General features: G+C 43.8%; 27 protein-coding genes. 2 read left to right on the forward strand and 25 right to left on the reverse strand.

Features of this window, described 5'->3' with window-relative positions; all coding sequences use genetic code 11:
* Positions 1–188: 188 nt before the first annotated feature.
* Complete coding sequence (locus ACMHKH_RS10405; protein WP_413520572.1) at positions 189–1,388, forward strand: tyrosine-type recombinase/integrase; 1,200 nt, start codon at positions 189–191, stop codon at positions 1,386–1,388.
* A gap of 63 nt (positions 1,389–1,451) precedes the next feature.
* On the opposite strand, the gene ACMHKH_RS10410 is transcribed toward ACMHKH_RS10405, so the two are convergent.
* The 11 genes from ACMHKH_RS10410 to ACMHKH_RS10460 form a co-directional block, all read right to left on the reverse strand.
* Positions 1,452–1,709, reverse strand: a complete 258-nt coding sequence (locus ACMHKH_RS10410) for a hypothetical protein (RefSeq protein WP_413520573.1) — start codon at positions 1,707–1,709, stop codon at positions 1,452–1,454.
* Entirely contained in the window at positions 1,609–1,956 is a 348-nt protein-coding gene (locus ACMHKH_RS10415) for a hypothetical protein (RefSeq protein ID WP_413520574.1), read from the reverse strand. The genes ACMHKH_RS10410 and ACMHKH_RS10415 overlap by 101 nt, the downstream gene beginning before the upstream one ends.
* Positions 1,957–1,964: 8 nt before the next feature.
* Complete coding sequence (locus ACMHKH_RS10420) at positions 1,965–2,468, reverse strand: glycoside hydrolase family 108 protein (RefSeq protein WP_413520575.1); 504 nt, start codon at positions 2,466–2,468, stop codon at positions 1,965–1,967.
* A gap of 306 nt (positions 2,469–2,774) precedes the next feature.
* Positions 2,775–3,377: a hypothetical protein gene (locus tag ACMHKH_RS10425; protein WP_413520576.1), complete on the reverse strand. Its 603-nt coding sequence runs from the start codon at positions 3,375–3,377 to the stop codon at positions 2,775–2,777.
* A 70-nt stretch (positions 3,378–3,447) separates the two neighbouring features.
* The gene (locus ACMHKH_RS10430; RefSeq protein WP_413520577.1) at positions 3,448–7,332 is read right to left on the reverse strand and encodes a tape measure protein; all 3,885 of its coding nucleotides are present in this window, start codon (positions 7,330–7,332) and stop codon (positions 3,448–3,450) included.
* 74 nt (positions 7,333–7,406) lie between these two features.
* Positions 7,407–7,808, reverse strand: a complete 402-nt coding sequence (locus ACMHKH_RS10435; protein ID WP_413520578.1) for a hypothetical protein — start codon at positions 7,806–7,808, stop codon at positions 7,407–7,409.
* A gap of 98 nt (positions 7,809–7,906) precedes the next feature.
* Positions 7,907–8,131 carry a DUF551 domain-containing protein gene (locus ACMHKH_RS10440; RefSeq protein WP_413520579.1) on the reverse strand — a complete coding sequence of 75 codons (225 nt, stop codon included), beginning with the start codon at positions 8,129–8,131 and terminating at the stop codon, positions 7,907–7,909.
* On the reverse strand, positions 8,128–8,319 hold the full coding sequence (locus ACMHKH_RS10445) for a hypothetical protein (protein ID WP_413520580.1): 192 nt from the start codon (positions 8,317–8,319) through the stop codon (positions 8,128–8,130). Before ACMHKH_RS10445 ends, ACMHKH_RS10440 begins: the two co-directional genes overlap by 4 nt.
* A 59-nt stretch (positions 8,320–8,378) precedes the next feature.
* Positions 8,379–8,660 carry a hypothetical protein gene (locus ACMHKH_RS10450; protein WP_413520581.1) on the reverse strand — a complete coding sequence of 94 codons (282 nt, stop codon included), beginning with the start codon at positions 8,658–8,660 and terminating at the stop codon, positions 8,379–8,381.
* Positions 8,660–8,884 carry a hypothetical protein gene (locus tag ACMHKH_RS10455; RefSeq protein WP_413520582.1) on the reverse strand — a complete coding sequence of 75 codons (225 nt, stop codon included), beginning with the start codon at positions 8,882–8,884 and terminating at the stop codon, positions 8,660–8,662. Before ACMHKH_RS10455 ends, ACMHKH_RS10450 begins: the two co-directional genes overlap by 1 nt.
* A 2-nt stretch (positions 8,885–8,886) precedes the next feature.
* Positions 8,887–9,426, reverse strand: coding sequence for a BRO family protein (locus ACMHKH_RS10460; RefSeq protein ID WP_413520583.1), 540 nt, complete (start codon positions 9,424–9,426; stop codon positions 8,887–8,889).
* Positions 9,427–9,609: 183 nt separating this feature from the next.
* On the opposite strand from ACMHKH_RS10460, the gene ACMHKH_RS10465 reads away from it, so the two are divergent.
* Entirely contained in the window at positions 9,610–9,807 is a 198-nt protein-coding gene (locus ACMHKH_RS10465; RefSeq protein WP_413520584.1) for an Arc family DNA-binding protein, read from the forward strand.
* 106 nt (positions 9,808–9,913) lie between these two features.
* On the opposite strand, the gene ACMHKH_RS10470 is transcribed toward ACMHKH_RS10465, so the two are convergent.
* The 14 genes from ACMHKH_RS10470 to ACMHKH_RS10535 form a co-directional block, all read right to left on the reverse strand.
* Positions 9,914–10,048, reverse strand: coding sequence for a hypothetical protein (locus tag ACMHKH_RS10470; protein ID WP_413520585.1), 135 nt, complete (start codon positions 10,046–10,048; stop codon positions 9,914–9,916).
* Between the two features lie 2 nt (positions 10,049–10,050).
* Complete coding sequence (locus tag ACMHKH_RS10475; protein ID WP_413520586.1) at positions 10,051–10,482, reverse strand: hypothetical protein; 432 nt, start codon at positions 10,480–10,482, stop codon at positions 10,051–10,053.
* Positions 10,483–10,859: 377 nt separating this feature from the next.
* A complete protein-coding gene (locus ACMHKH_RS10480; RefSeq protein WP_413520587.1) occupies positions 10,860–11,438 on the reverse strand; it encodes a hypothetical protein in 579 nt (192 codons plus the stop codon).
* 106 nt (positions 11,439–11,544) lie between these two features.
* A complete protein-coding gene (locus tag ACMHKH_RS10485) occupies positions 11,545–11,778 on the reverse strand; it encodes a hypothetical protein (protein WP_413520588.1) in 234 nt (77 codons plus the stop codon).
* Positions 11,779–11,781: 3 nt separating this feature from the next.
* Positions 11,782–14,229, reverse strand: a complete 2,448-nt coding sequence (locus tag ACMHKH_RS10490) for a hypothetical protein (RefSeq protein ID WP_413520589.1) — start codon at positions 14,227–14,229, stop codon at positions 11,782–11,784.
* A gap of 17 nt (positions 14,230–14,246) precedes the next feature.
* Positions 14,247–14,591: a hypothetical protein gene (locus ACMHKH_RS10495; protein ID WP_413520590.1), complete on the reverse strand. Its 345-nt coding sequence runs from the start codon at positions 14,589–14,591 to the stop codon at positions 14,247–14,249.
* 2 nt (positions 14,592–14,593) lie between these two features.
* Positions 14,594–15,466 (reverse strand): hypothetical protein, encoded by an 873-nt coding sequence (locus ACMHKH_RS10500; RefSeq protein WP_413520591.1) that lies wholly within the window; start codon positions 15,464–15,466, stop codon positions 14,594–14,596.
* A 26-nt stretch (positions 15,467–15,492) separates the two neighbouring features.
* Positions 15,493–15,717, reverse strand: coding sequence for a hypothetical protein (locus ACMHKH_RS10505; protein ID WP_413520592.1), 225 nt, complete (start codon positions 15,715–15,717; stop codon positions 15,493–15,495).
* Between the two features lies 1 nt (position 15,718).
* Positions 15,719–16,063 (reverse strand): hypothetical protein, encoded by a 345-nt coding sequence (locus ACMHKH_RS10510; protein WP_413520593.1) that lies wholly within the window; start codon positions 16,061–16,063, stop codon positions 15,719–15,721.
* On the reverse strand, positions 16,060–19,617 hold the full coding sequence (locus ACMHKH_RS10515; RefSeq protein ID WP_413520594.1) for a hypothetical protein: 3,558 nt from the start codon (positions 19,615–19,617) through the stop codon (positions 16,060–16,062). The genes ACMHKH_RS10510 and ACMHKH_RS10515 overlap by 4 nt, the downstream gene beginning before the upstream one ends.
* Before the next feature lie 75 nt (positions 19,618–19,692).
* Positions 19,693–20,124 carry a hypothetical protein gene (locus ACMHKH_RS10520; RefSeq protein ID WP_413520595.1) on the reverse strand — a complete coding sequence of 144 codons (432 nt, stop codon included), beginning with the start codon at positions 20,122–20,124 and terminating at the stop codon, positions 19,693–19,695.
* Positions 20,125–20,214: 90 nt separating this feature from the next.
* A complete protein-coding gene (locus tag ACMHKH_RS10525; RefSeq protein WP_413520596.1) occupies positions 20,215–20,949 on the reverse strand; it encodes a hypothetical protein in 735 nt (244 codons plus the stop codon).
* Between the two features lie 12 nt (positions 20,950–20,961).
* Positions 20,962–21,384 carry a hypothetical protein gene (locus tag ACMHKH_RS10530; RefSeq protein ID WP_413520597.1) on the reverse strand — a complete coding sequence of 141 codons (423 nt, stop codon included), beginning with the start codon at positions 21,382–21,384 and terminating at the stop codon, positions 20,962–20,964.
* Positions 21,381–21,797 carry a phage virion morphogenesis protein gene (locus ACMHKH_RS10535; protein ID WP_413520598.1) on the reverse strand — a complete coding sequence of 139 codons (417 nt, stop codon included), beginning with the start codon at positions 21,795–21,797 and terminating at the stop codon, positions 21,381–21,383. Before ACMHKH_RS10535 ends, ACMHKH_RS10530 begins: the two co-directional genes overlap by 4 nt.
* Positions 21,798–21,802: the final 5 nt, after the last annotated feature.

The following is a 21,802-nucleotide window of genomic DNA, read 5'->3' on the forward strand; positions in this document are numbered from 1 at the left end:
CCGACCACCGGTACCAATTAGCAGTCTGTAGCAGTACAATGATGACCGATTAGCCCTTATGTTTAATAGCGTAAGGGCTTTTTTGTGTCCGTAGCTGTCTGTATTCGTCTGTAGCAAACTGAGATTAATAACAGTAAACTAAGTAGTAATTGCGCTTTTTACTGTTTAATTAAAATGGATTTACTGTTATGGCCCGTATCACTAACCCACTGACCAATACAGAGGTCGCCAAAGCCAAAGCCAAAGATAAGCCATATCGATTATATGATGGGTCTGGTTTAATCCTTAATATCGCTAAATCCGGTACTAAGACTTGGTATTATCAATATAGCCGACCTTATACCGGTGTGAGCGATATGTTCAAGCTAGGGCGGTACCCTGCTTTGACTTTGGCAGATGCACGTAAAAAGCGCGCTGATTGTGAGCGACTATTAGAAACTAATATAGATCCAAAAGTAAGTGAGCAAGATAGGGTCCAGTTTGAGCTGCATAAAATGGCCAATGATTTTAAATCGGTCTATGATGAGTGGATTAAAACTAAGAACTACTCACCCAAGACACTTGAGAAAACGCAATCAGCTATTAATGAGATAATCGCTGTCATTGGCAATAAGCCAGTGAGTGAGATAACAACACAAGACTGCATGGCAGTATTAAAGCCTATCGAGGCGGCCGGTCATTTTACCAAGCTTCAAAAGACACGGACCAAGATTAGCCAAGTGATGACACACGCAATTGCTACCGGTAGGGCCACACAAAATCCAGCATTACATTTACGAGGCGTTTTTGGTACCGGCGAAGTGGTCCATGCACCTGCAATATTAGATGAACGGCGCCTGTCTGAGCTACTACTGGCTATTGACGAATATAACGGGCACTTTGCCACACGTAGAGCATTGCGCTTTGCTATCTTGACGTTTGCGCGCGTCGGTGAGGTCCGTAACTTGAAATGGTCTGAGTTGGACCTTGAGCAAGGCGTTTGGATTTATACACCGCCAAAGACTAAAAAGAGTACCGGCGTCGATATGGTATCGCCATTATCAAAACAAGCATTGCAAGTTATCGATGAAATGAAAGAGTATGCAACCGGTGATTATGTATTCCCGTCCACAGTATCAAAAAATCGAGTGCTGTCTGATAACACAATGAATCAGGCATTGAAGCGCATGGGTTTTGCCGGTACCGAACAAACGGTGCAAGGATTTAGGGCCATTGCTAGAACGCTGTTAGAGGAAAAGCTGGAATACCCGTATGAGCTTATTGATATGCAGCTAGCGCATAAAGTCGTTGATGGAAACGGCAGGGCTTATAATAGAATGACTTTTTTATCAAGAAGAACCGAGATGATGCAAAAATGGGCTGATTATCTTGATGACCTCAAAAAATAGGCAAATAAAAAAGCGATGCTCACATCTGAGCATCGCTATAGGTGTATAAACGTCTTGATATAGCTAATCAACCTTAATGGCATCAACTATCGCACTGTGACGCGCTTTACAGTCCGTATATTTGTTAGCAGTATCAATCATCCATAGTGTCGCGTCTTTGCCCGTAGTGCCCGTTAATAAGCGCAAATCAGGACATGGCTGTATTAGGTCGCTAGGTAAATTACTTGTGACCTGCGGCGCTGTTAATCGCTGACAGCCCGTCATCATCAAGACAGACGTTACGGTAAATGACGCGATCAACAATTTTTTCCACTTCGACATACTTTACTCCTTGCTCATTCTCACGCTTGGTTTTTTCTATCTGGTAATTGGCTGATGCTTGCGCCATTTTCTGAGCTTGTTTGATATTTAGCTCATCAAGCTTAATTTGCATCGTCGATTTAGCGCTGGACACGCCTTTGCTGTACTGATTAGCGCCATACCACTTGATAGTGATTAGCGACACAACAACGATTAGCAGCAGTAGTAACGGCAACCAGTAGCGTCTTAGTATTAAATATATTGGCATATTAACCCCTAATTATCTTTAGCTGCCCAACGTAAGTTGCCAACAATGCGACGTGACCAACCTTTGCCAAAAGTGTTCCATGTTTTGAGATTGGTGAAAAACTCTAAGCGTTCGGCAATGAACAATATAACAATGCGGTCTGAGTCCATGCACTTAACTGCGGTTAGCGTCTGATTACCAATGATGCCGTCAACATCTTTACCAGTAATACCAATCGCCCGTTGAAGAAACTTAATAGCTTGCTTATTGCCATGATTATAAGCAGCATCAAAAACCTGCCAAGCAACATCATTGGGCAACTGGTCACCTCTGACAACTTGCCAATAGTTTTTATCAGCAATCGCTTGAGCAGTGGCTTTCGGTAATTGACGCATGGTGCCAGTATAACCGTGAGCACGGGCAACACGTTTAGTTACGCCCCACATGGTTTCGCCGCCCGGGTCGCTTGGGTGATTGACGTAACCGCCTTCGTGCTCCATTAGCCGATTGAATAGACTTTCAAAAATACTCATTTTTAGCTCCAAGAAAAGCCCCTAAAAAGGAGCTATATTTAATACTGATTGAATTTTTTGCGTTTTGTTCGCAGCGCCTCGGCAATGTATAAAACATTGACTATCAACATACACAGCCTGACTATCATTATTGATGCCGCTTTTAATGCGTCATAGGGATAGTCGTAAAACAATACGATTGTCCATATTGTCATCCATAGGCACATCTTGCTCACTCTGATAGGGCATCTAGTGTCAATCTTGCGAGTAAACACGGCGATAAGGCACACAGCTAAGCCAAAAAAAGGCACAAGGTAACTAATAATATTAATCATTCGATACCTCCGTTGTTTGAGCTTGCGGCGTAGGATTGTCGTTACTCTTATTACTCACATTATTCGTATATACGAGTGATGCTACTAAGCCAGCTAGCAATGCCGTTACTATTTTAGCGGTATGCTCTACAGCTAAGCCAATGACTATGTTTGCAAGCTTGATACTATTGCTCACAATCAGATCAACAAGTGCTTCTTGCAAATCTTGACGATTAAGTATGTTGATAATCACTCGTAGAAAAATGGTGCCGCATAAGCCTGATATGAATGAAGCAATCTGCATTAGCCCGACGCCCGACGTTGGACTGATAGTCGGTATGACAATAAATGATAAGATCAGACCAACCATTACAGCCGTAAAAAAGTTACTTATCGTGCTGCCATTCGCTTGCATATAATCGATTTTAAGCGCGAAAAATGCGCCGATGAAATTTAGCAATACCATCGACAATAGAAACACCCAGTATGGCAAGTGCAAGTTTAAATAAACGTGAGGCGTATTTAACTGCGCTCCCAGACTTGCCGCTGCTGCCAATGTACCTGAGCCTGATACAGCCAAATACTTTACGGTTGCAATCGCCATATCTTGCTGCATAGCCCCTCCTTGATTTTAAGCATCTAGCCCCCTCAAATTTTTACAATAAAAAAACCACTCGAATGAGTGGCTAGTAACCTGCGATTGCTTTACTGTCTTGTAGTTGTTGCAGTAGCGCCATTAATGCGCCTTCTTGATTTTCCGGCATGGTCATTTTTGCTGATTGACCGTACAACTTAAAGTTAACATCAATAGTTTTCGATGTTGACGGCTGACTATCAAATCGTTTGTATTCCTGCGTCGTGATCCTAGCTGTCGCCTCTCTTGCCACATCTCTATTGTCACGCTGACGTTCAAGGTTGCGCGCTTTTTCTGCAACCTCAGCCAGATAAACCGATGCTGTTTTAAAGCGATTTATATCAGCAGGTGTCATCATCTGACCGTCATCAAAACCTTGTAATTTGCCAAAATTGAGCGCACCACTGTTTGATCCTTGCTTGGAGTATAACTTACGAGCCTCCTCAATCGCTTGCAGCTCTGATAAACCTTGTGATTTCAAAAAGTTTTCAACCGCTAGCTTTGATCCAAATTGATTACCCTCAACTGGCGCTTTCTCAGTACCATAAACCCGCAAGTTTTTAAGCGTTTCGTCACCAACTTTCAGCTCTTGAGCCTCTTTGACCGCCTTAATTTTTTGCTGTAACTTATCATAAGCAGACGACGCATCATTTGCAGCTCGCACCATTGCCTGACCTGCTGTACCGGCACTTGATGCTATGCCGTCATAAGCTGTTTTTATACGACCGACTGACGTTGTGACATTATCGTTCGCTTTAACCGACTTACCTGCCTCCTCGACAACAAGACGACCTTGCTCATCAAGCGATACAGTTAAACCTAATGCTGCTGCCTGTGTGCGAGTAAAGCTATCAATAACACCTTTGTTAGCGGCAATATTTGCTTTGGCTGTTTTCTCAAAGACCTCACGAGATTGCTGTGCTGTTAGCTCACCCTCTTTCATCACAAGCTGATAAGAGTCTGTATAGGCTTTTGCGTCTTTGGCTAACTCCTCACGAGTTTTAAGCCCTAAAAACCCATAAGCCTCTGTGATGCCGTTGATACCGTCTTTTAGTATGTTGGCGCGGTTTTCGACTTGCTCTAAACCACCTGCAAGCTCGCTAGTGGTAATCTTGCCTTCTTTGTACAGCTCATGCCATCTAGCGGTTAAAGCCTCAATCTCAACTTCGTTTTTAGCCTTCTCGGACATTTCAGTAAGTGAGTTTACTAGCGCTGCACCTGCGTCATAACCTGCTTTTTCCAAGTCATCAAAACCATCAACAAGCTCATTCAAGCCCTCGCTAGATTTGACAAACTCTTTTGATAGACCGATACCGACCGCACCTGCTAACTCGTCAATCTGCTCTTTGGTGCGCATACTGGCGATAGTAGATTTATCTAACTCGGTAATCATCACCTCGCCAGTTTCGCTAATCTGAACGCCTAGATTTTTAGATGCAGCAGCCCTTTGTAACTCAAGCTCGATAGCTTGGCGATTACCCGCGTTAATACCGCCTTGCTTTTCGATGGCATCAGCCGCGTATTCCGCAAAGCTCTCGATGTTAACTTGTATCTGTTTGTCAACTTCCTCGTAACGGGTCTTTGCGATATTAGCGCCGAACTCCATTTGCTGACCAGTCACCAAGCCTTGATTTGACATCGCTTGCAGTGATAGCACGATGTCATCAACCGCTTCTTTAGTGTTCGCTTTGTTAATCGCCTCAGTAAGTGACAGCTCAATACTCTTACCTGCCTCCTTACCTTTTAGTGCGACCTCTGCGAAACTCTCACCTACCCCTAAGTATGCTGCTTGCATCTTTTCTGAGGATGTAATGGCAACATCGCCTGTCTCGCTAATGGCGGCTTGCAGACCTTTAGAGGCTAAAAGTAATCTATCCTCATCACTAACCATATTGTCATTAGCTTTGATTCTGTCTGACACCATCTTAACAAGCTGACCTTCAATAGCCTCGGCTGTAGCACTGCTATCGGCTATCATCTTGTTGTATGTAGCCTCTGAATCAGCCGCTATTTCTGCGAAATGTTCTTTCGAGGTTTTACCTGCGTTAATGATAGCTTGTGCGCCCGACGACTCCCAATCTAAAACGTCTTTTTCAGCGCTTGCCCAAGTTTCTTGGGACTTTGCTTGCAGCTCATCAGCAGTTTTCTTGAAGCTCTCAGATACACCGCCAAACGTTATGCTTGCTGCGATATTTGCTAAATCAGACATAGCGCCATACAGACTTGCAACAACAAACCCAGCCGCAACTCCAATTGCGCTAAAACCATCTTTAATAAAGCCAATGAATACATTTAGACCGTGAAGCGCAGCCGTTATTAATCCGACTTGTTCAGATGCATCCGCAGAGCCGCCTATCATCGTGTTAACTAAATCAACAAAGATGTCATAAACACCCTTAACTCCTTTAGCTAACGTAACAACAGTTTCAACTGTGTTTTGAAACACACCAGTTAAAGCCGATACAGTGCTGGGATCTAAATTCTCTAAGCCATTGCCAACGTAACTAATCGCTTCTGAAAGTTTCGACGTCTGATTTAATGCACCATCAAGCTCACCGACAAAGTTAAATATTTGGTTTTTAACCACTTGTAGAGAGTCACCAACCGTGGTCGGTAGTGTTGCAAACTCACCAGCGATAGCCTCACCCTGCGAGCGTACCGCGTTAATAACGACCTCGCTTGTGAGTTTGCCATCTTGTGCCATTGCTCGTAACTCACCACGAGTCACGCCTAAACCGTCAGCCATTGCTTTAGCTAAACGTGGCGCTTGTTCCATGATGGAGTTAAATTCTTCGCCACGTACCACGCCTGATTGCAAGCCCTGAATTAACTGAGTAATTGCGGCATCAGCACTAGCAGCACTACCACCTGATAATTTAATAGCCTCGTTAATAGTTTGGGTGACGCTTAGAATCTCACCTTGCGCTAACCCTAAAGACTCACCTGCTGCTGCAATACGAGAGAACAATTCACCTGTAGATTCGATACTACTAAATGTTGCATTGGCAATTTCTTTAACGCCCTCAAAGCCAGTGACAAACGCTGCGCCCTCACCGGTTGCTAGCTTGATACGTGCTTCAAGTGTTTTAAATGCGTCGGCTGTTTCAATGATTTCAGCAACACCAATACCAAGACCTGCTGCTGCCAATAAACCTTGCAAGCCACCAAACGCGCCTTTTAGTTTATTGACGTTATTGCCTAAGTTGTTAGCGCCATTAGCAGCATTATTCTGAGTGTCACCAAGCCCGTTCAGCTCACGCTCAAGCCGTCTAATCTGTTCTTCTGCTTCACGGGTTACGCGATCAATCTCAGCAGCAGGACGACCACTGTTGTTCTGAAAATCTACTAATGACCGGCTAATCTGGTCAATCTCACCTCGTATCGTTTCCGGCACTCGAACGTTTGTAATTCGATAGATGGCATTACGTGCATCGTCAGCAGTGTTGGCTGCTCTGTTCATTGCACCTGACAGCTCATTTGCGAGGCTGACACTTGCGCTACGTGCCTGTCCTAATTCTTGCTCTAAGCGATTGACTTTGACAGCAGCAGCTTCTAACTCGTTAGGTGATGCACCTGTTTGGCTTAGTCTTACCGCCTCAAGCCTTGCTTCATTTAGCTCATTACCTAATCTTGTTACCTGCAAGGCAGACGCTTGCATTGCCGCTTCAACTTGCTCACCTGATATATTGGCACCGGCGCCCATCTGTCTCAACTGGTCAGCCGTTGCGCGTATCTCAGCCGTCAACCTATCTGAGCTGACGTTACCAAGCCCAGCAAGCATCGTCGTCGCTCGCTCGGTATCAGCGTTCATTTGTGTCACATTGCGCTGCACTGATTGCGCGTATTGCGTAAACCTGTCACGTGCCTCATTGATGCCATTATTGAACTGGTCATTCAATAGCCGCAACTGTACGTTAAAATCTAAATCACCTGCCATTGGATTACCTCAAATTTTGGACATAAAAAAGCCCTACTAATTAAAGTAAGGCTTATTGGTTTATTCGTTACTTATTAATTAAACTGCGTACTTATCACATTGCCACTGGCATCATAAACGCAGACAGCGTGTCCTGCTGTCATGCCGCCAAAGCCGTTTTCAGCAGAGTAAGGAAACGATACCCTTGTGCCATCGCTTGTGTTTGTAGCTTGGTTTGATGAAAATTTAAGCTCTAAAGAGCTGGGATTTCGCAGCGTTGACTTCAATCGAATCTGACAGTCGGTAATCAGTTTAGTGTTACTACTGCTTTTCTTAGGCTTTTCGCTTTCTCTTTTTTCATAATCAGCTTGTCGCTCCATCATAGCATCAAGGCTTTCAGGTGACATAGTGCTGTTATTTAGATAAAAAATTAAACCCCAAAACAATCCTGCCGCCACTATAAGTGCAATCACCATCTCTTTGGTTATTTTTTCCATATCATTACTCGCTTAGTAATCGCTAATAGGATTGTCAGCAACAAGTTAGCGTGTCTTGCTTTCGGCTGCGCTGCCTAGCTGACAAAAGGGTTTAATTGTTAGTAGTAATAATCACATGGCGTTGATGGTAGGTAATCCCAGTGAGTGACAAAAAGCCTTCGGTCGTAGAAGCTATGGTTCTCAATATGCACAAACTCACCATCTTTAAAAAATGCAGCGGTGACATCAGGAACTTTGTTTAGGTGTTCTTTGTCCGCTACAGCCACAATGTACATGCCATTGTTTTCAGGTAGCTTGTCGGTCACTCTTATCCATGCGCTCATTTCGCCACCTCGGTAAATCTACTTAAAAATACATCAATTGGCAAATCATCTAGAAACGACTCGTTATCACTAACAAAGTAGACGCTGTTATACGTATGCTTATTATCAGTCACCAATCTAACTGTTACATAAACAAAGCTCTTGCCTAACTGCCAACGACTACCGATTTTAATATCTTCGCGTTCCATCTCAATCCCCTAGCCCATGAGTGCAACTCACATTACACTCACCGAGCTGTAATGTTTGTTTAGTTGTCTAGGTTAGGCTTTGCGTCCAACCACTGCGGTCTATATATCAAACTCTGAATCATAGTGATTAGCTGCGCGTGATTTTCGTATTGATAATTCACCGCCTCAACCTGTATCTTATCGGTTGATGCCCACACATGAGCCAAGCCAAAATTTGTTTTTATCTGAATGTGAACGCCGTTTTTGTGCTGCTCGAAATCAATGTTATTGGCTTCAAGCAATCCCTTAACGCGCTCAATCTTCGCTAGTTTTGCGAGTCTTTCGGCTTCATATTTTGTCATTATGAAACCTCGTTTAAGTATTCAATTAAGTCACCAAAACCTTTATACCATCTGCCCATTCGCTGCCATTTCTCGCTAGTGGGGTAGTAGTTGATTTCGTGACCGGTTGGCGCTGTCAGCCTTATGTGATAAAGCTCGTTAAACGACTTAATGTCTAAGCTAAAGGCTTCTAGTTGGTCAAAATCTCGCTGCCTTTTCGATAGCGGTACTGAGTGCTTTGCCATGGTTAACCCTCCTTATTACTAAGGTTGGGTAATTCGGGCTGTATGTATTCCATGATGGTAGTGATAGCCTCATCATATACCACCTTGTCGCCTTTCCATTTATTTAAACCATAGCCGTGACCACTAGCTTTATCTGATTCAATGGCGCGTATTGCATAAACTGCATCTAGCGACTGTTGAACGCTAAGTGGTAACTTTTCTTTTTGCGTGTGGTTATCTATAAGGTCAAGCACCCATTTTCGGAACTTCTTAGATACATCGGTACTGGCAAACATTGCGATTAAGTGACAGCCTCGCAAGCTAAACAAACGAACTTCTTTTTCGCTATTGCCACTGCCAAAACCCTTGACCCCCATTTTGACGGTCAAGCTCATACTACTTGTAAACTCGTCAGCATTTCGGCTGTAAATACGGCTAACAGTATCAGAACGCTTATAATTAAGTGCCTTTGCAAGCTCGCTTGATGTTACCCATATTTGACCGTCATTTCTATCAATGGTCGTTAAATCGACATTATTAAAACTCAATGCTATACTAGCCATGTTAATACCTCTCTGATAGTTGTGTTAACAACCTCATAACAATTCCGTCGAAAGTAATGTTATGGGGTTTTTTTGTGCCTGAGTTTTCTCAAGCACATGGTTATAATATCACGTTATCATTGCAATGTGCAATTAATTACTATATTATTCAACCATCACTAACCAACAAAATAAGGATTAACAATGTCTAAGATTGTGCCAGTTAGCCATAGGATGCCTATCGACCTAAAAGAGCGACTAGAACAAGCAGCGGCAAGCAATAATCGCTCGGCTAATGCTGAACTCGTTTATCGCCTTGAAAAGTCACTAAGCGACGATGACAACACTCACGACAAGCTAGATGAAATAATCGTAAGGCTCAAAGCTCTTAATGTTAAATAGTGGTATGTTCCAAAATGGAACTAACCACTCTACAAATATGCAGACTGCAACGGTCATCAAATCGGTGGCCCTTGACCCCCGTATTGAGGTTACGGCTAATTAAAGCTCAACCTTTCATAAACTCTTTCCAACCTTTGCTATCCGCTTGTGACACTCGCATAGCGATTGCCATATTTTTAACCTCTTGCTGCTTATCTTTAGCCAGTGCTTTAGATAAGCCCCACCATTCACCAAAAACCATATCTAAGATGTCTCGTTCTCTGAGTCCGATTTTGTAGAATGGTAGTAAGCTGTCGTACCAAGTAACGCTAGTTGTGCCCCCAGTTGCTTTAGGGGCATGAAAATCTGACGCATAAAAAAATCACCGCTATGCGATACTACCTCCTGCATGACTTGCAGCATCTCTAATGGCTCAAGCTCTCTATAAAAGCTAGGCGGCTGGTCTGTTAGTGTTGAGGCTAAGATAACCGTTTCATCGGTAAACGTACCGATAAGCCCCATTAATTCACTTTCCGGCATACCTTTTTTGGCTTTAACGATACGCTCAAATTCAGCGACAAATGGTTGAAAAGCTCGTGTGACTTCATGTAGATTTTTCATTTTGACGCGGTTGATCGCAATCTCTTGCCCTGCTACTTTGATAGTTTTAACGCTATCGTCTTTTTTATCTGTCATACTAGACCTCGGTTTTTAGGTAATAAAAACCCCACTGTGAGGTGAGGTTTTTTGTTTGTATATTCTGGTTTAAATTATAAGACTGTAGCAGTTAATGCACTCACATTCCCTACATTGATTTGGCGAGTGATGGTAGTCACATTTCGGACACCTATACCCTTTTCGATCTATTGCACTGTTCTGCCAGTTAGTTGTGTCGTAGTTACCACCTAATGATTTTCTTGCAGTTCCCCAACTAGAATTACTAAATTCTAGTTCGTGTAAAGTTAATAATTCTGTGCTCTCTTCATAAAGGTAAGCATAACCATCGCTATCAACCGCTGCGCTCTTAACCCAGTTAGGGCAATCATTAAATATCGCTTGAGTTAACTGTTTCATTACACCAACTCCCATGACATTAATGCGTCAAAAACATCACGTGCAATCCTATCTTGCCACTCTATCGCCTTAGTCTTAACATGAGCCTCTTTAGTTTTTTTATACGCCAAGTGCGCTTCGTTGGGGCAGTTAAAATAACCAATATGTTTACTTTTACCGCAAACCCTTATCTGCGCTCTGTACTTTTTCAGGGCTTTATCAAAATTAACGCCTTGAGGGTAACTACCTCTAGCTCTCCCACAATCTGTAATCAAGGTATTTAACTCCAAAGGGATTAGGCAGCACGTATCAGGGCTATATATCTTATTGTGGGGATATAGAATATCTTTATCTAGCTGATACTCCAACCCGCTATAGGCGTGACTCTCAAGCCAATCAGCAAAATTCTGAAAATCGAACCACTCGCTAGCAACTGAGCAACCAATGTAAGTAGGGTATTTCTTTTGTCGTTGAGTGCTATAGCAGCGCATCAGCATACTCTGCCACTTTAGGTAGGTTGACGTTCGTTTGCCATTTATCCTAACCTTATACTTACCTTTTGAATTATAACCAACACCGTGTGTTAATTTCTTAGACATAATAACAACCTCTTGTTATAACCTGATGGAAGGTGTCGGCAACTTTCAGGTTAAAAGCTTTTCAGTTGAGGTAATTAATCTCAACCTAGCCGACATAGTTATTATATCACACTTCGATTTCAACAAAGGGCAAATTAGGGGCGATACCAATTATCTCACCGTCGCGCACAAAAACCTTGTTTCCAATATCATAAGCAGAGCTACTGGTCGCCACTGATACGTTGCCGCCCTGCATCGTGACCGTATAGTTTGAGCCTGTACGGTCAATGACGGTTGCAAGTTGTTTAGCGCCCTGCTCAGTGACGTTTTTGAATAACTGCCATAAGTTACCGCTAGCCATTATTTACCCCTTATCAAAATGACGCTCAACATCAATAGACTGGTCAATCTCTAACACTCGATTGCTCGATAGACGACCTGTAACAGTCGTGCCTCTGACCATGCCAACCCATGATTCACCATCATTCACACCGATTAAGGTAGATGGTTTTAATACGCCCACATCAGCGACCAATGGCATTGAGATACCGATATTACCAATATCACCTGTATCGCTTAATATCATCTTGCCTCGGCTAATAGCGGCGACTTGGTCAGTCATTAAGTCACTTGTGACCATAGGCGGCTGATAGCCTCCGCTTGTGCCTGTGCGCTTAATCAATCCACCAAAACTGGTATCATGCTCACCGTATAATAATACGCCATTATAGCTAGGCTTATTGATACGGCCACGGCTGCGACTGGTAATCAATGATTGCGTCAAGTTAATGCTAGGCGTTTGCGTAGCCCACTCCCAACTTGGTATTGGATAGTGTGCGAGTACGTGCAAAATATCAGCACTCATATCAGCATTGATAAAGCCACCTGCGGCCTCGGCGATCCATTGCAAGCTATTGATAGGCGTTTTGCCTGTATAGCTGTAAGTATTAGCCGGTACATTCCAACCGTTAACCCCTGCTAATTGCCAATCAAGTGTAAAGCCTGACGGTACGCCATTGCGGCTTAATTCTGCATCAGCAATTTGTCTTGCGCTCATGCCGGTATCAAACTTAAAGCCTCGTTGCTGTGCGTAAGGATGCGCCAAAAGTATAGCTCGTGACTTACCTTTAATCGTTAGCGAGCTTTCACCAAACGATACACTGTCATCACAACCATCTAGGATAAATCGCCATAGATTGCCGTTACAAGTAAACTCAACACCTATGCGTTGCTCTAATGCCGTATTAACTTTAGACAGCTCTGATAGCGGTACAGTCGCGCTAAATGACCATGTGTAGCTATTGCTATCAATGCCGACGCTAAAGCCTAGCATTTTAATCTCACGCCCATCATCGGTGCGCACTAATGACACACTGTTTGTCACAAATATGACTCCTTGACCGTAAGCATCGTTTGTGTCGCTAATAGTTAATTGTAGATATGCAATAGCATCAAGCGTTGCCTGTGAGTGTATCGCTACGCCTGACGACTTGCCAAATACTCTAGGCTCACACATCGTCACATCAAGCGTCGGATTAACGCCTAGTGTTTTGCGCTTGCATGGATAGGTTTCCATTGCATCAGCGTCAGCAGCCGATAACACTAATGTGCCAAGTGGCATTGATAAGGGCATTGCTAGACTACTAGATAAATCTCTATCAGCAATCCGCCGTGTCATCGGTAACGCTAGTTCGTCATTATAAACATAGTGACGTAACGCGCCTGAACCACACTCCCACCCTTCAATGATTTGCTCTTTGAGGATAACGGTTTGTGATACTGGCGGCGGTACATAACGCAGTTTACTAAAAGGCAATCTTGCTGTTTCGATTAAAAAATCGGTACGGGTATTTAATAAACGGCCGTACTCGCTATAAGTGCTAAGTTTGTCCGTTAATAGCTTCGCACTCTCGCCGCTAATAGCTCGCTCAATTTGGCGCTTAACCATCGCCTCAAAGCCGTACCACTGACTATGACCGACTAGCTTTGATTGCTCATTTTTTAGCTGTGACTTACTAGCGATAAAGTTTTGCGACTCGTAAAGCTGCTTGCTGCTATCACCTATGAGCTTTGATTGCTCAAACAATGCTTGACTGCTTGTTGTTAATTGCTCATTGGCTTCAAACTGTGCTTGGTTGTCTGTGCCGATTAGCTTTGATTGCTGCCAGTCTGTGGCTGCATGGTGCGTTAGATTCTCGTTAGACTCAAATCCTGACCGCCTATCAATACCTTGCAATTTAGCGTTTTGCATATCGCTAGACGCATCAGCAATTAAACCGCGAAATACATTGGCGTCATAACTAACCGTTGCGATAGCCGTGGGCGTTAGCTCTGCACGTGCAATGACTGTCATACTTACATTGCCAAGCTCAACGGTAACGCTAGCCGATGCTGTGGGCGCTATATCTGCTATCGCTGTGACTGCTACGCTAGTATCGTTATCTATAGGCGGTGTAACAGGCGGCACATAACTACCTGTGACCGCGCCGAGCTTGCGCGTCATACTTAGCGGCAACTTATTACTAGGCGGCTGCTCGCTAATCATCTCAGACAATGGCAAGGGTAGCGCGTTTGCTGTCACATACAAAACAGGCGCAAGTGTGCCAAGCGGCTGACTGAGTGCTAAATATAGCGCGTTAGCGGCTGGCTGCTCGTCAATCCTGCGCTCAAGCCGTAACGGTAACGCATCAGCATAGACGTATGTGTAGCGTGATAGCTCGCCTAGTTTGCGATCAAGCGGTAGCTCTAGCGCGTTAGACGGCCGCGAGCTACTTATCGCACGCTCAAGCAAAAGAGGTAACGAGTTAGACATAATTACCTCAGTTTAGTTTAAATAGCCTGCTGCGCTTGCTCTAAAATATACTGCTCACGCGGCGTGAGGTCGGTTGCAGGTACGACATAATCCCATGCAAACGGCTCATATTGACCCGCATAATCGCGTACCATGATTAAATATCGCATCGATGTATCAAGATTGCTAAATATATAATTACCCTGCGCTGTACTCCACACCTTAGCAACAAACACCATCGGCTTATGATTGTACAGCGCATACAGATAGATAGCCCTCGACGCAGCTTTACCTGCTACTGTGACGATACCATCTGCTGTACCTGCGATATACCCACTGCCGTATGCAAAGCCTCTATCGATAATCGATAAGTTAAATATCATAATTACCCCCAGTCATCAGTATGTATCCAAACTTTCCCGTGATAAACTTGAATAAACCCTAGAATCGGATTGACATACGGGTGCTGGTTTTCGAGTATATCCATACCATACGACCCCAATACACCGCTTGTTATCTCGGAGTACGGCATGAGCATACCTGGCAGCTCAAACGTAGGCTGCATTGTTCCGTCTTTGTTTTGATACATGAGGAACCTACTAAGTATAACCACTTCTGACCGATAGCTATTGCCAGATGCTAAAGTGGGGGAAGCATCGCCCCACCCGTATGCGGTACTTTTTTGCGGAAATAAGGGCGCGGGGAATTTAGCTACTACGCCATTGCTCACTGCAACTGATTTATGCCCCGTATTATCAGAACTAACGCTTGGCTCGATGCTTGCGATAAGAGCACTACTACCTTCGCCTGGCATCAACAAATTAACATCACCAAACCCACTCATCACCACAAAATTAGGAGCGACTGACTGGAAATAAACAAAAAGATAAAAGAATGAGTCTGTTGCTAAAAGTATCCACCTGGGATTGTCTGCTGTCCATTCTTTGACAAAATAACCTGACCCAAATTGATTTACTCCATTTTGGGTCGGGAGACTCCAATCCGTATATGCTGTAACTATCGTAGAGGCTTGGGGTGCATCATTTAGCAATAAAACACTTTTTATGCTTTTAGGGTTTTTTGGGCGTATCGCTAATTTATACGTCGCCATATCCTCATATACAGCCTCCCAACCAGCCGCAGCTTTATCACCATATCCAGTAACTAAACAGCCTTTTATCACAGTGTTTAATATACCCGAACCAACGCTTAGCTGCGGCGCACCACTATCTTGCGAGCTGTAAATAATTGGCTCCATCTATACTCTCCTTTTTTTAAACTGTTTTATTTATTTATTACAATTTCATACGCGCCATGCGTTAAAGGCTCGCACCCATCAGCTATATAAGTGATACCGACTATTAAGTTGGTATCGTAATCAAACGACCAGTTACCTGCTGCATTTGGTATCGACTTACCTAAGCACTTTCCTGTTTTCCACTGAAAAATAAGCACGTAATCAATCGGCAAGCCGTCAAAGCGTTTTGCCCTACCGTTTATCGTTGCCATATCAGATACTCATTGTTAGCGCTGTCAGCGTCACATAACCGCCTTGATAGATTTGAGCTTTATCTAGCGTAATCTCTGTTGCCACGTCAAGCGTCGCTATCAGTGTTCCGTCTGCTGCTAGTACCTTTGCATCTGTTGGTATCCCTGACGCAATGGCTAGCACTTTAGGCGGTATCCTGAACGTCATAACAGCACCAGTGATTGATTGCTGCACTGGATTAAGCAAGGCAAATTCAGCGGCAAGTGTAGCGCCTACATAGATTGATAAAACCGAATTAGTACCAGCGTTTAATTTATCAGCAATGCCTTTTAGTGCTGCGTTTTTTGCATCAACACTCAATATCATACGTCACCTCGCTCGCGGTCAATATTGGCATGATAACCAATCGTAAAGTCATAATTATCGCTACTGCTACCCTGATGCTGCTGAATGGCATTGCCAATCCATACGGGATATTTAGCTGCCGCTGTATTGATACGTACCACGTTGTTAGCTGACCAACCAGTACCCCATGCTGCTGCCGGTATCGTAAAGTACGCATAGCCTGTCATTGGATTAATAGGTGCTGTCAGTGTTGATGTTGTGCCTGTACCGATTTGACCAACTGTTTGACCGATGATGTTAAAAGCTGTTGCACTTGTAAAAACTAGCGCCCATCGCTCCTCAATCGCATCACGATTGGTTATCACGATAGGGTTGTTCGTCACTTGAAGCTGTGATGTTGTAGCATTACCAATGAGTGTATCGCTAAATACACTGCCCCACGACTGTTGACCAAAGACGTTAAACGCACGCGCTTGCATATCCCCTGCTAATAGCATTGAACTAAAGACGGCTGCGGTACTATAGTCATGCGTGATAGGTGTTGATAGCGTCACACGACCTGATATATCAGTTTCAATCACTAGCGCAATGTCCATAATGCGATATTTTGCAGTCAGTGGCGCGGTGTAGAACGACATATCAAATAAGCCGTTAAGCTGCAATGTCCCCGCGTCAAGGTCGATATCGAGATAGTCAAAGCTCACTTTTTTACCTGTGCTATCAACGACATTGACATCAGATAACCGCTCAAAGCCTAAGTCAAACAAGTCATTAGGCGCATTGGTCGGTAGCACCATTGTTTTAAGCTCAGTAATCGCTACGCTGTCACCTTTACGCACAAACGGCACACGACCATCAGTAGGTAAGCGCACCGGATCAAGTCCGATAAGCTCTTTATCAAGCGGTAGATAGCTGTATGCAATCGCGTTATAACGGATTGAGTCAGGCTTAACGTAGATTGGTTTATTGATATAATCAAGACCGCCATCAGAATAGACGTTACTAACGTCATACCACGGCTCATCAACTACCGTAGGATTAGCGATAACGCCTAGTTTTTCGTAGAAATAAAGCATGACAACACCTGCTTTAAAATCCACTGTACCGTGTGCGTACTTACTGCCCGTGATATTGCCTAGTGTATTTGTCGTTAGACTGATTGCCGTACCATCTTCAAGGATTGCATCTATCTGTAATGATGCCTCTTTAAGTGGCGCGTTTGGCGTTCTGAATATGATATTGCCCACTGATAACGGGTTTTGCTCACGCATCATTGAGATTAAGTTGGCGCTGTTAGTAACACCTGTTTGCCATTCATTAAGAGTGATAACACCTGCGCTATAATCAATCACGCCAACTTTAGTAGCTCCGTTATAAACCGAGCCTGACTTATCGTTTAGCGTCTTACCTAATGCCGTCAAATAAACAGAGTTAGTGATAACTCTAGCAGCATTATCTTGCGCTAAATCAATACGCATATCACCAAAAATACCAGATGATGTTTGAGCGGTTGACGCTGTACCGATAACGGCTGTCATTGTAGATACGCTAGTTTCAATCGGGTATGTGTTAGTGCTTTGGTACTCATAAGGAACGTAATCACTCCCAATGGACGCATAAAAACCACCATGAATATCAAAATAGTAAGAGAACGCGATAATGAAACTCACTAGCCCTGTCGATTTACTGACAGATACACTTTTGATAGATGCTAAATAATCACTACCAACACCTGTTAATCTTGACCAAACGCCCTCTGTTGCTTCGATATACGTGTTTAGAACTATGACAGTCTCAGTGCTTGAATCAATATTAAGCTCCGCTTTCAATCTCTTTTTGCTAGCGTCAATCGTTGATGCGATAACATCAATTTTTGCACTGGTAAACGCCTGACCTAAATCAAGGCTAACACTACCACCTTGCACTGTATCAGTAACCGTTTTTACACTTGCTTCGTCATACTCATCATAAGCTAATGTATAAGAAGTGCCTTTTGCCACTGTGCTATTAGGTGCAAGCATAATCTGACTACTTGATGCTTTACCGCTTGCATCACCTGTGATATCACCACCGCTTAATACAGCCGACTTTGCGCCCCATGTGATAGTAACGTCACCTTTGACAGCTCTCGTTACGCCTAGCGCGTGATAGGGCTTATTTAATACCGTTGCACCGTACTTGTAAGTATCTAAATCTACCGCAAAGCTATAAATAATATGACTTGCGGCATCTGGTATCGCCTCGGTAGTGAGTAGCACCGTTTTGCCTGTTATCGTGCCGCGACCACTACCGTTAACATCAACTAAGTTTCCGCGACCATCATCAGTAACGGTATAGACAGAACCTTGCACAACATAGCTAACTTTTAAGCTACCCGCTAATGGCGTAACACCCAGCTCACGTACAAAGTTATAACCTGCGTTACCGCCCACGATTTGATAGTCAGTTTGAGCAACGCGGATAATATTGGATGCAGGTTTATAGCTACCTGTTACCGTTACCTGTCCTTTGTTCATGTTGCTATACCAAGTGATTTGTCCTGTGCTGTAATTGATCGCACCGTATGACACGCCTAGCGCTGTGCGTAGCTCGCCTTTTGCATCGGTCAGTACAATATCGCCAACCGTTAGACTTAACGTGCCAACACCAACGCCACCTGATAAGTTAAATGCTGTGCCACTGGTAGCGTTAACTGACTGATTAATAATAATCACGCCATCGCTGACAGACTGTGACTCGCTCTGATTAACAGGGTCTAAGCGTAGTAATGGTGTTTCAACCATGGTGCTAGGCACAACTTGCGTAAAAATTGAATCAATCACCACTTGTCTTGATAGCATCGCCACAACAGGCTCAGCAAGACGGCTTGCACTGTAATACTTAGCAGCATCAGCAATGCGAGCCTCACGCAAGATAGCGCGTCTTGAAGTGCTAGCATTTTGGTAAAACTCAGGCACAGTTAAGCCGACAAATGATTTGTTTAAAGTATCGCCAAACTCAATAGTAGCGACAATACGAGTAACCGTATCTTGTGCGTTTTTCTGAAAACGTCGCTCAACAGTCTCAATTTTTAAAGGTCGTAGGTATTGATAAAACTCGTCACTTTGTCCTTCGTTTTGCACCAAGACAAGCGGCTGGTCTATAGATGGCAATGGGTCGCCTTTGTCTAACGAGATTTGAATAACGCGTTGACCTGATAACTGGGTTTCTAATACATGCCCTGCCCACCGTGTACCAAAAGCAAGATATGATTCAATCTTATTCTGAGCATCTACTCGTCTATCCGCAAAACTCGGCGCTTTAAAGAAAAATACACTGATATTAGGATTGTCAGGCAACTCGGTTATAAGCATACGTGTCGCTTGCAATAAGTCTGTGCTTGCTGTTTTGACTGCTAAATACAACTTACGCAAACGCACACGACCAAGTAAGCGGTCAATATCCGATACATCAGGGAATAAGTTATTAGATACCCCATCAATGACGGCAATACCCGTTGGTAATCCGCCACCATCAGGCGTATCTGCCATGATTTCGGACTTTAATATCTCTAAATCGTTTTGAGTAATCGCCATTGTCATCATCCGTCAAATTTTAGGCATTAAAAAACCCACCGTGTAGGTGGGCTGTGTTTGTGCTAGTTGTTATTGTTATGTGCTCGGTATCTCTAAGAATTTAAGCGTTACATTATAATAATCAGTGAGTTTTGGGCTTGTCGAGCCTTTGACTGGCGTCGCATTGATAGCCTCTTGTGTTGTATCAAACATAACCTTTACGCGCTTTACTACTCCATCGGCTAGATAATCTAGCCAAAAGGTCGCCCCTAGCTTGTCACACTCAGATTTGAGCGCATTAACCGTTGCTCGTGATAGTACGCCGTGACCATCAGGCGCTTGCATCACATACGGTCTGCCAGCTTGTCTTACCGACTGCTCGACAATCATCGTACCGTCTAGCGCGTACTTGGTACTTGATACGATAGCCGACCAATCATGCTCAGCATCAGGATATAAGCTATCAGACAAGATAATAACGTTACCCGTGACAATATTTGTCAGTTTGGTTTGTGCATTAGTACGCATAATTTATCCTTTTTATTTGAGTAAGCCATCGACACGCAATGACTTAGTTAAATAAAAAACCCTAGCCGATGTTATGACTAGGGCAAAACACTAAATCGTTTTAATCTCATAAGCGGCATTACGCGCTTCATCAAACAATGCTGTGCCTTCAATTTGCATTTCAGCAAAGTCATCATTGATTAAGTCGTAAGCATCAGATGGGTTTAGCTTGACGCGATAAGCGGTCACAATCTGCTTATCTTTTTGACCGACTGTATTCAGACCGTCAATACGTAGCTCGTAGAAATCTACGTTATCCGTCATTGGCTTCATAACTGTAGCAGCGCCATAGGTGTAACCGACTTTGATACCTGTTAAACCTGCTTTTAGTATCTCAACACGGCCATACTGATTGTCTATCTTGTAATCAGTACCTTCAACTAATGCGGCGCTCGCGCTATCGGTTACAGTCGTAACGCTGATATTTGAATGCTTTAAAAACACAATATCGCCGATTGCGTCAACAGCGTATTCTTCTGCTGTGACTGATCCAGTCGCTACGGTTTCAACAGTGGCCTGTAGTGCTGCTCGCATTGCTTCAAGTCGGCGCTCTTGGATAGTCAAAGACACGGTAGTCTTTTTAGTACCGGCTGACACATCCCAAACTTGGTTGGTGCCAGAATGATGCTCAATAAGTTCCTTCTCATCCTCTACACTATGAGCAAAAGATAATGCTGATGCAACGCCAACCCAAAAAGGTTTACCGCGCACAGCTCCTGTAATCGGTGTTAAATATATTTTACCCTTGCCGATAAAGGCGTGGGATTGGTTTAAGTTCTCTGCCATGGTGTTTGTCCTCTAAGGCTGAAATTTAGTATTGAAAGTAAGCGGATAAAGCGCAAACGTGCTGAAGTAGTCCGGTCTGCCTGATGTGTTGGTGCGTTCTAGTGGCTCGTGATAGTCGTCCACCTCATAACCTTGCACATGATTAATCACTTTGCTGATAAGCTCGCCTGACGTTTCCATCAGTGCTCTAACATCGTCCTGTGCTGCTTGGTTACTAACAGCGACAACAACCGTCCATTGCTGCACGTCACGACTATCTATCGAGCCGTTAGCGCGTGGATTGTTTGAGGTATTGATGACATATAGCGCCGGTGTAGTGTTTTTATTAATCTTATTGATACTGGCAACAGTACCGACGTGCTTAATGCCCCACTCGATAGCTTTAGCCTCTAAGTGGTCAATCAAGCCAAGACCTACTGCAAAATAATTACTCATAAGTCTACGTCCATAATTCGATTAATAATGTTAAGCACACTAGCTCTGTCGTCGTCATTCATGCCCATAAACGGCCTAGCAGTCACGTTGTACTTAGGTAGTCCGTAGTGCATGGCTTTTGCATACACTACGTTTGTACCCCACTTGACGCCATCGGGTAACGCAATGTAGGTCAAAGACGCCATCAATCGACCAGTATCACGCAAGGTTTTACCGCTTTGCTCAATGGCTCTTAACGATGGTTTCCACGGTTGCCGCCCTAAGTCGTGCTGATTATAAAAGCGCTCCTCAGTTTGATAGACCATTTCAGCACCAGCCATACGGCTAAACTTCTGCATCTTTTGATTATCAAAATACAAAGCGCCCAGCCGCCTGATTATCTCGTCACCGCCTGATAAATTAGCATCAATCATAAATA

The sequence above is a fragment of the Psychrobacter glacincola genome (genome assembly GCF_965118485.1).
GTDB lineage: Bacteria > Pseudomonadota > Gammaproteobacteria > Pseudomonadales > Moraxellaceae > Psychrobacter > Psychrobacter glacincola_D.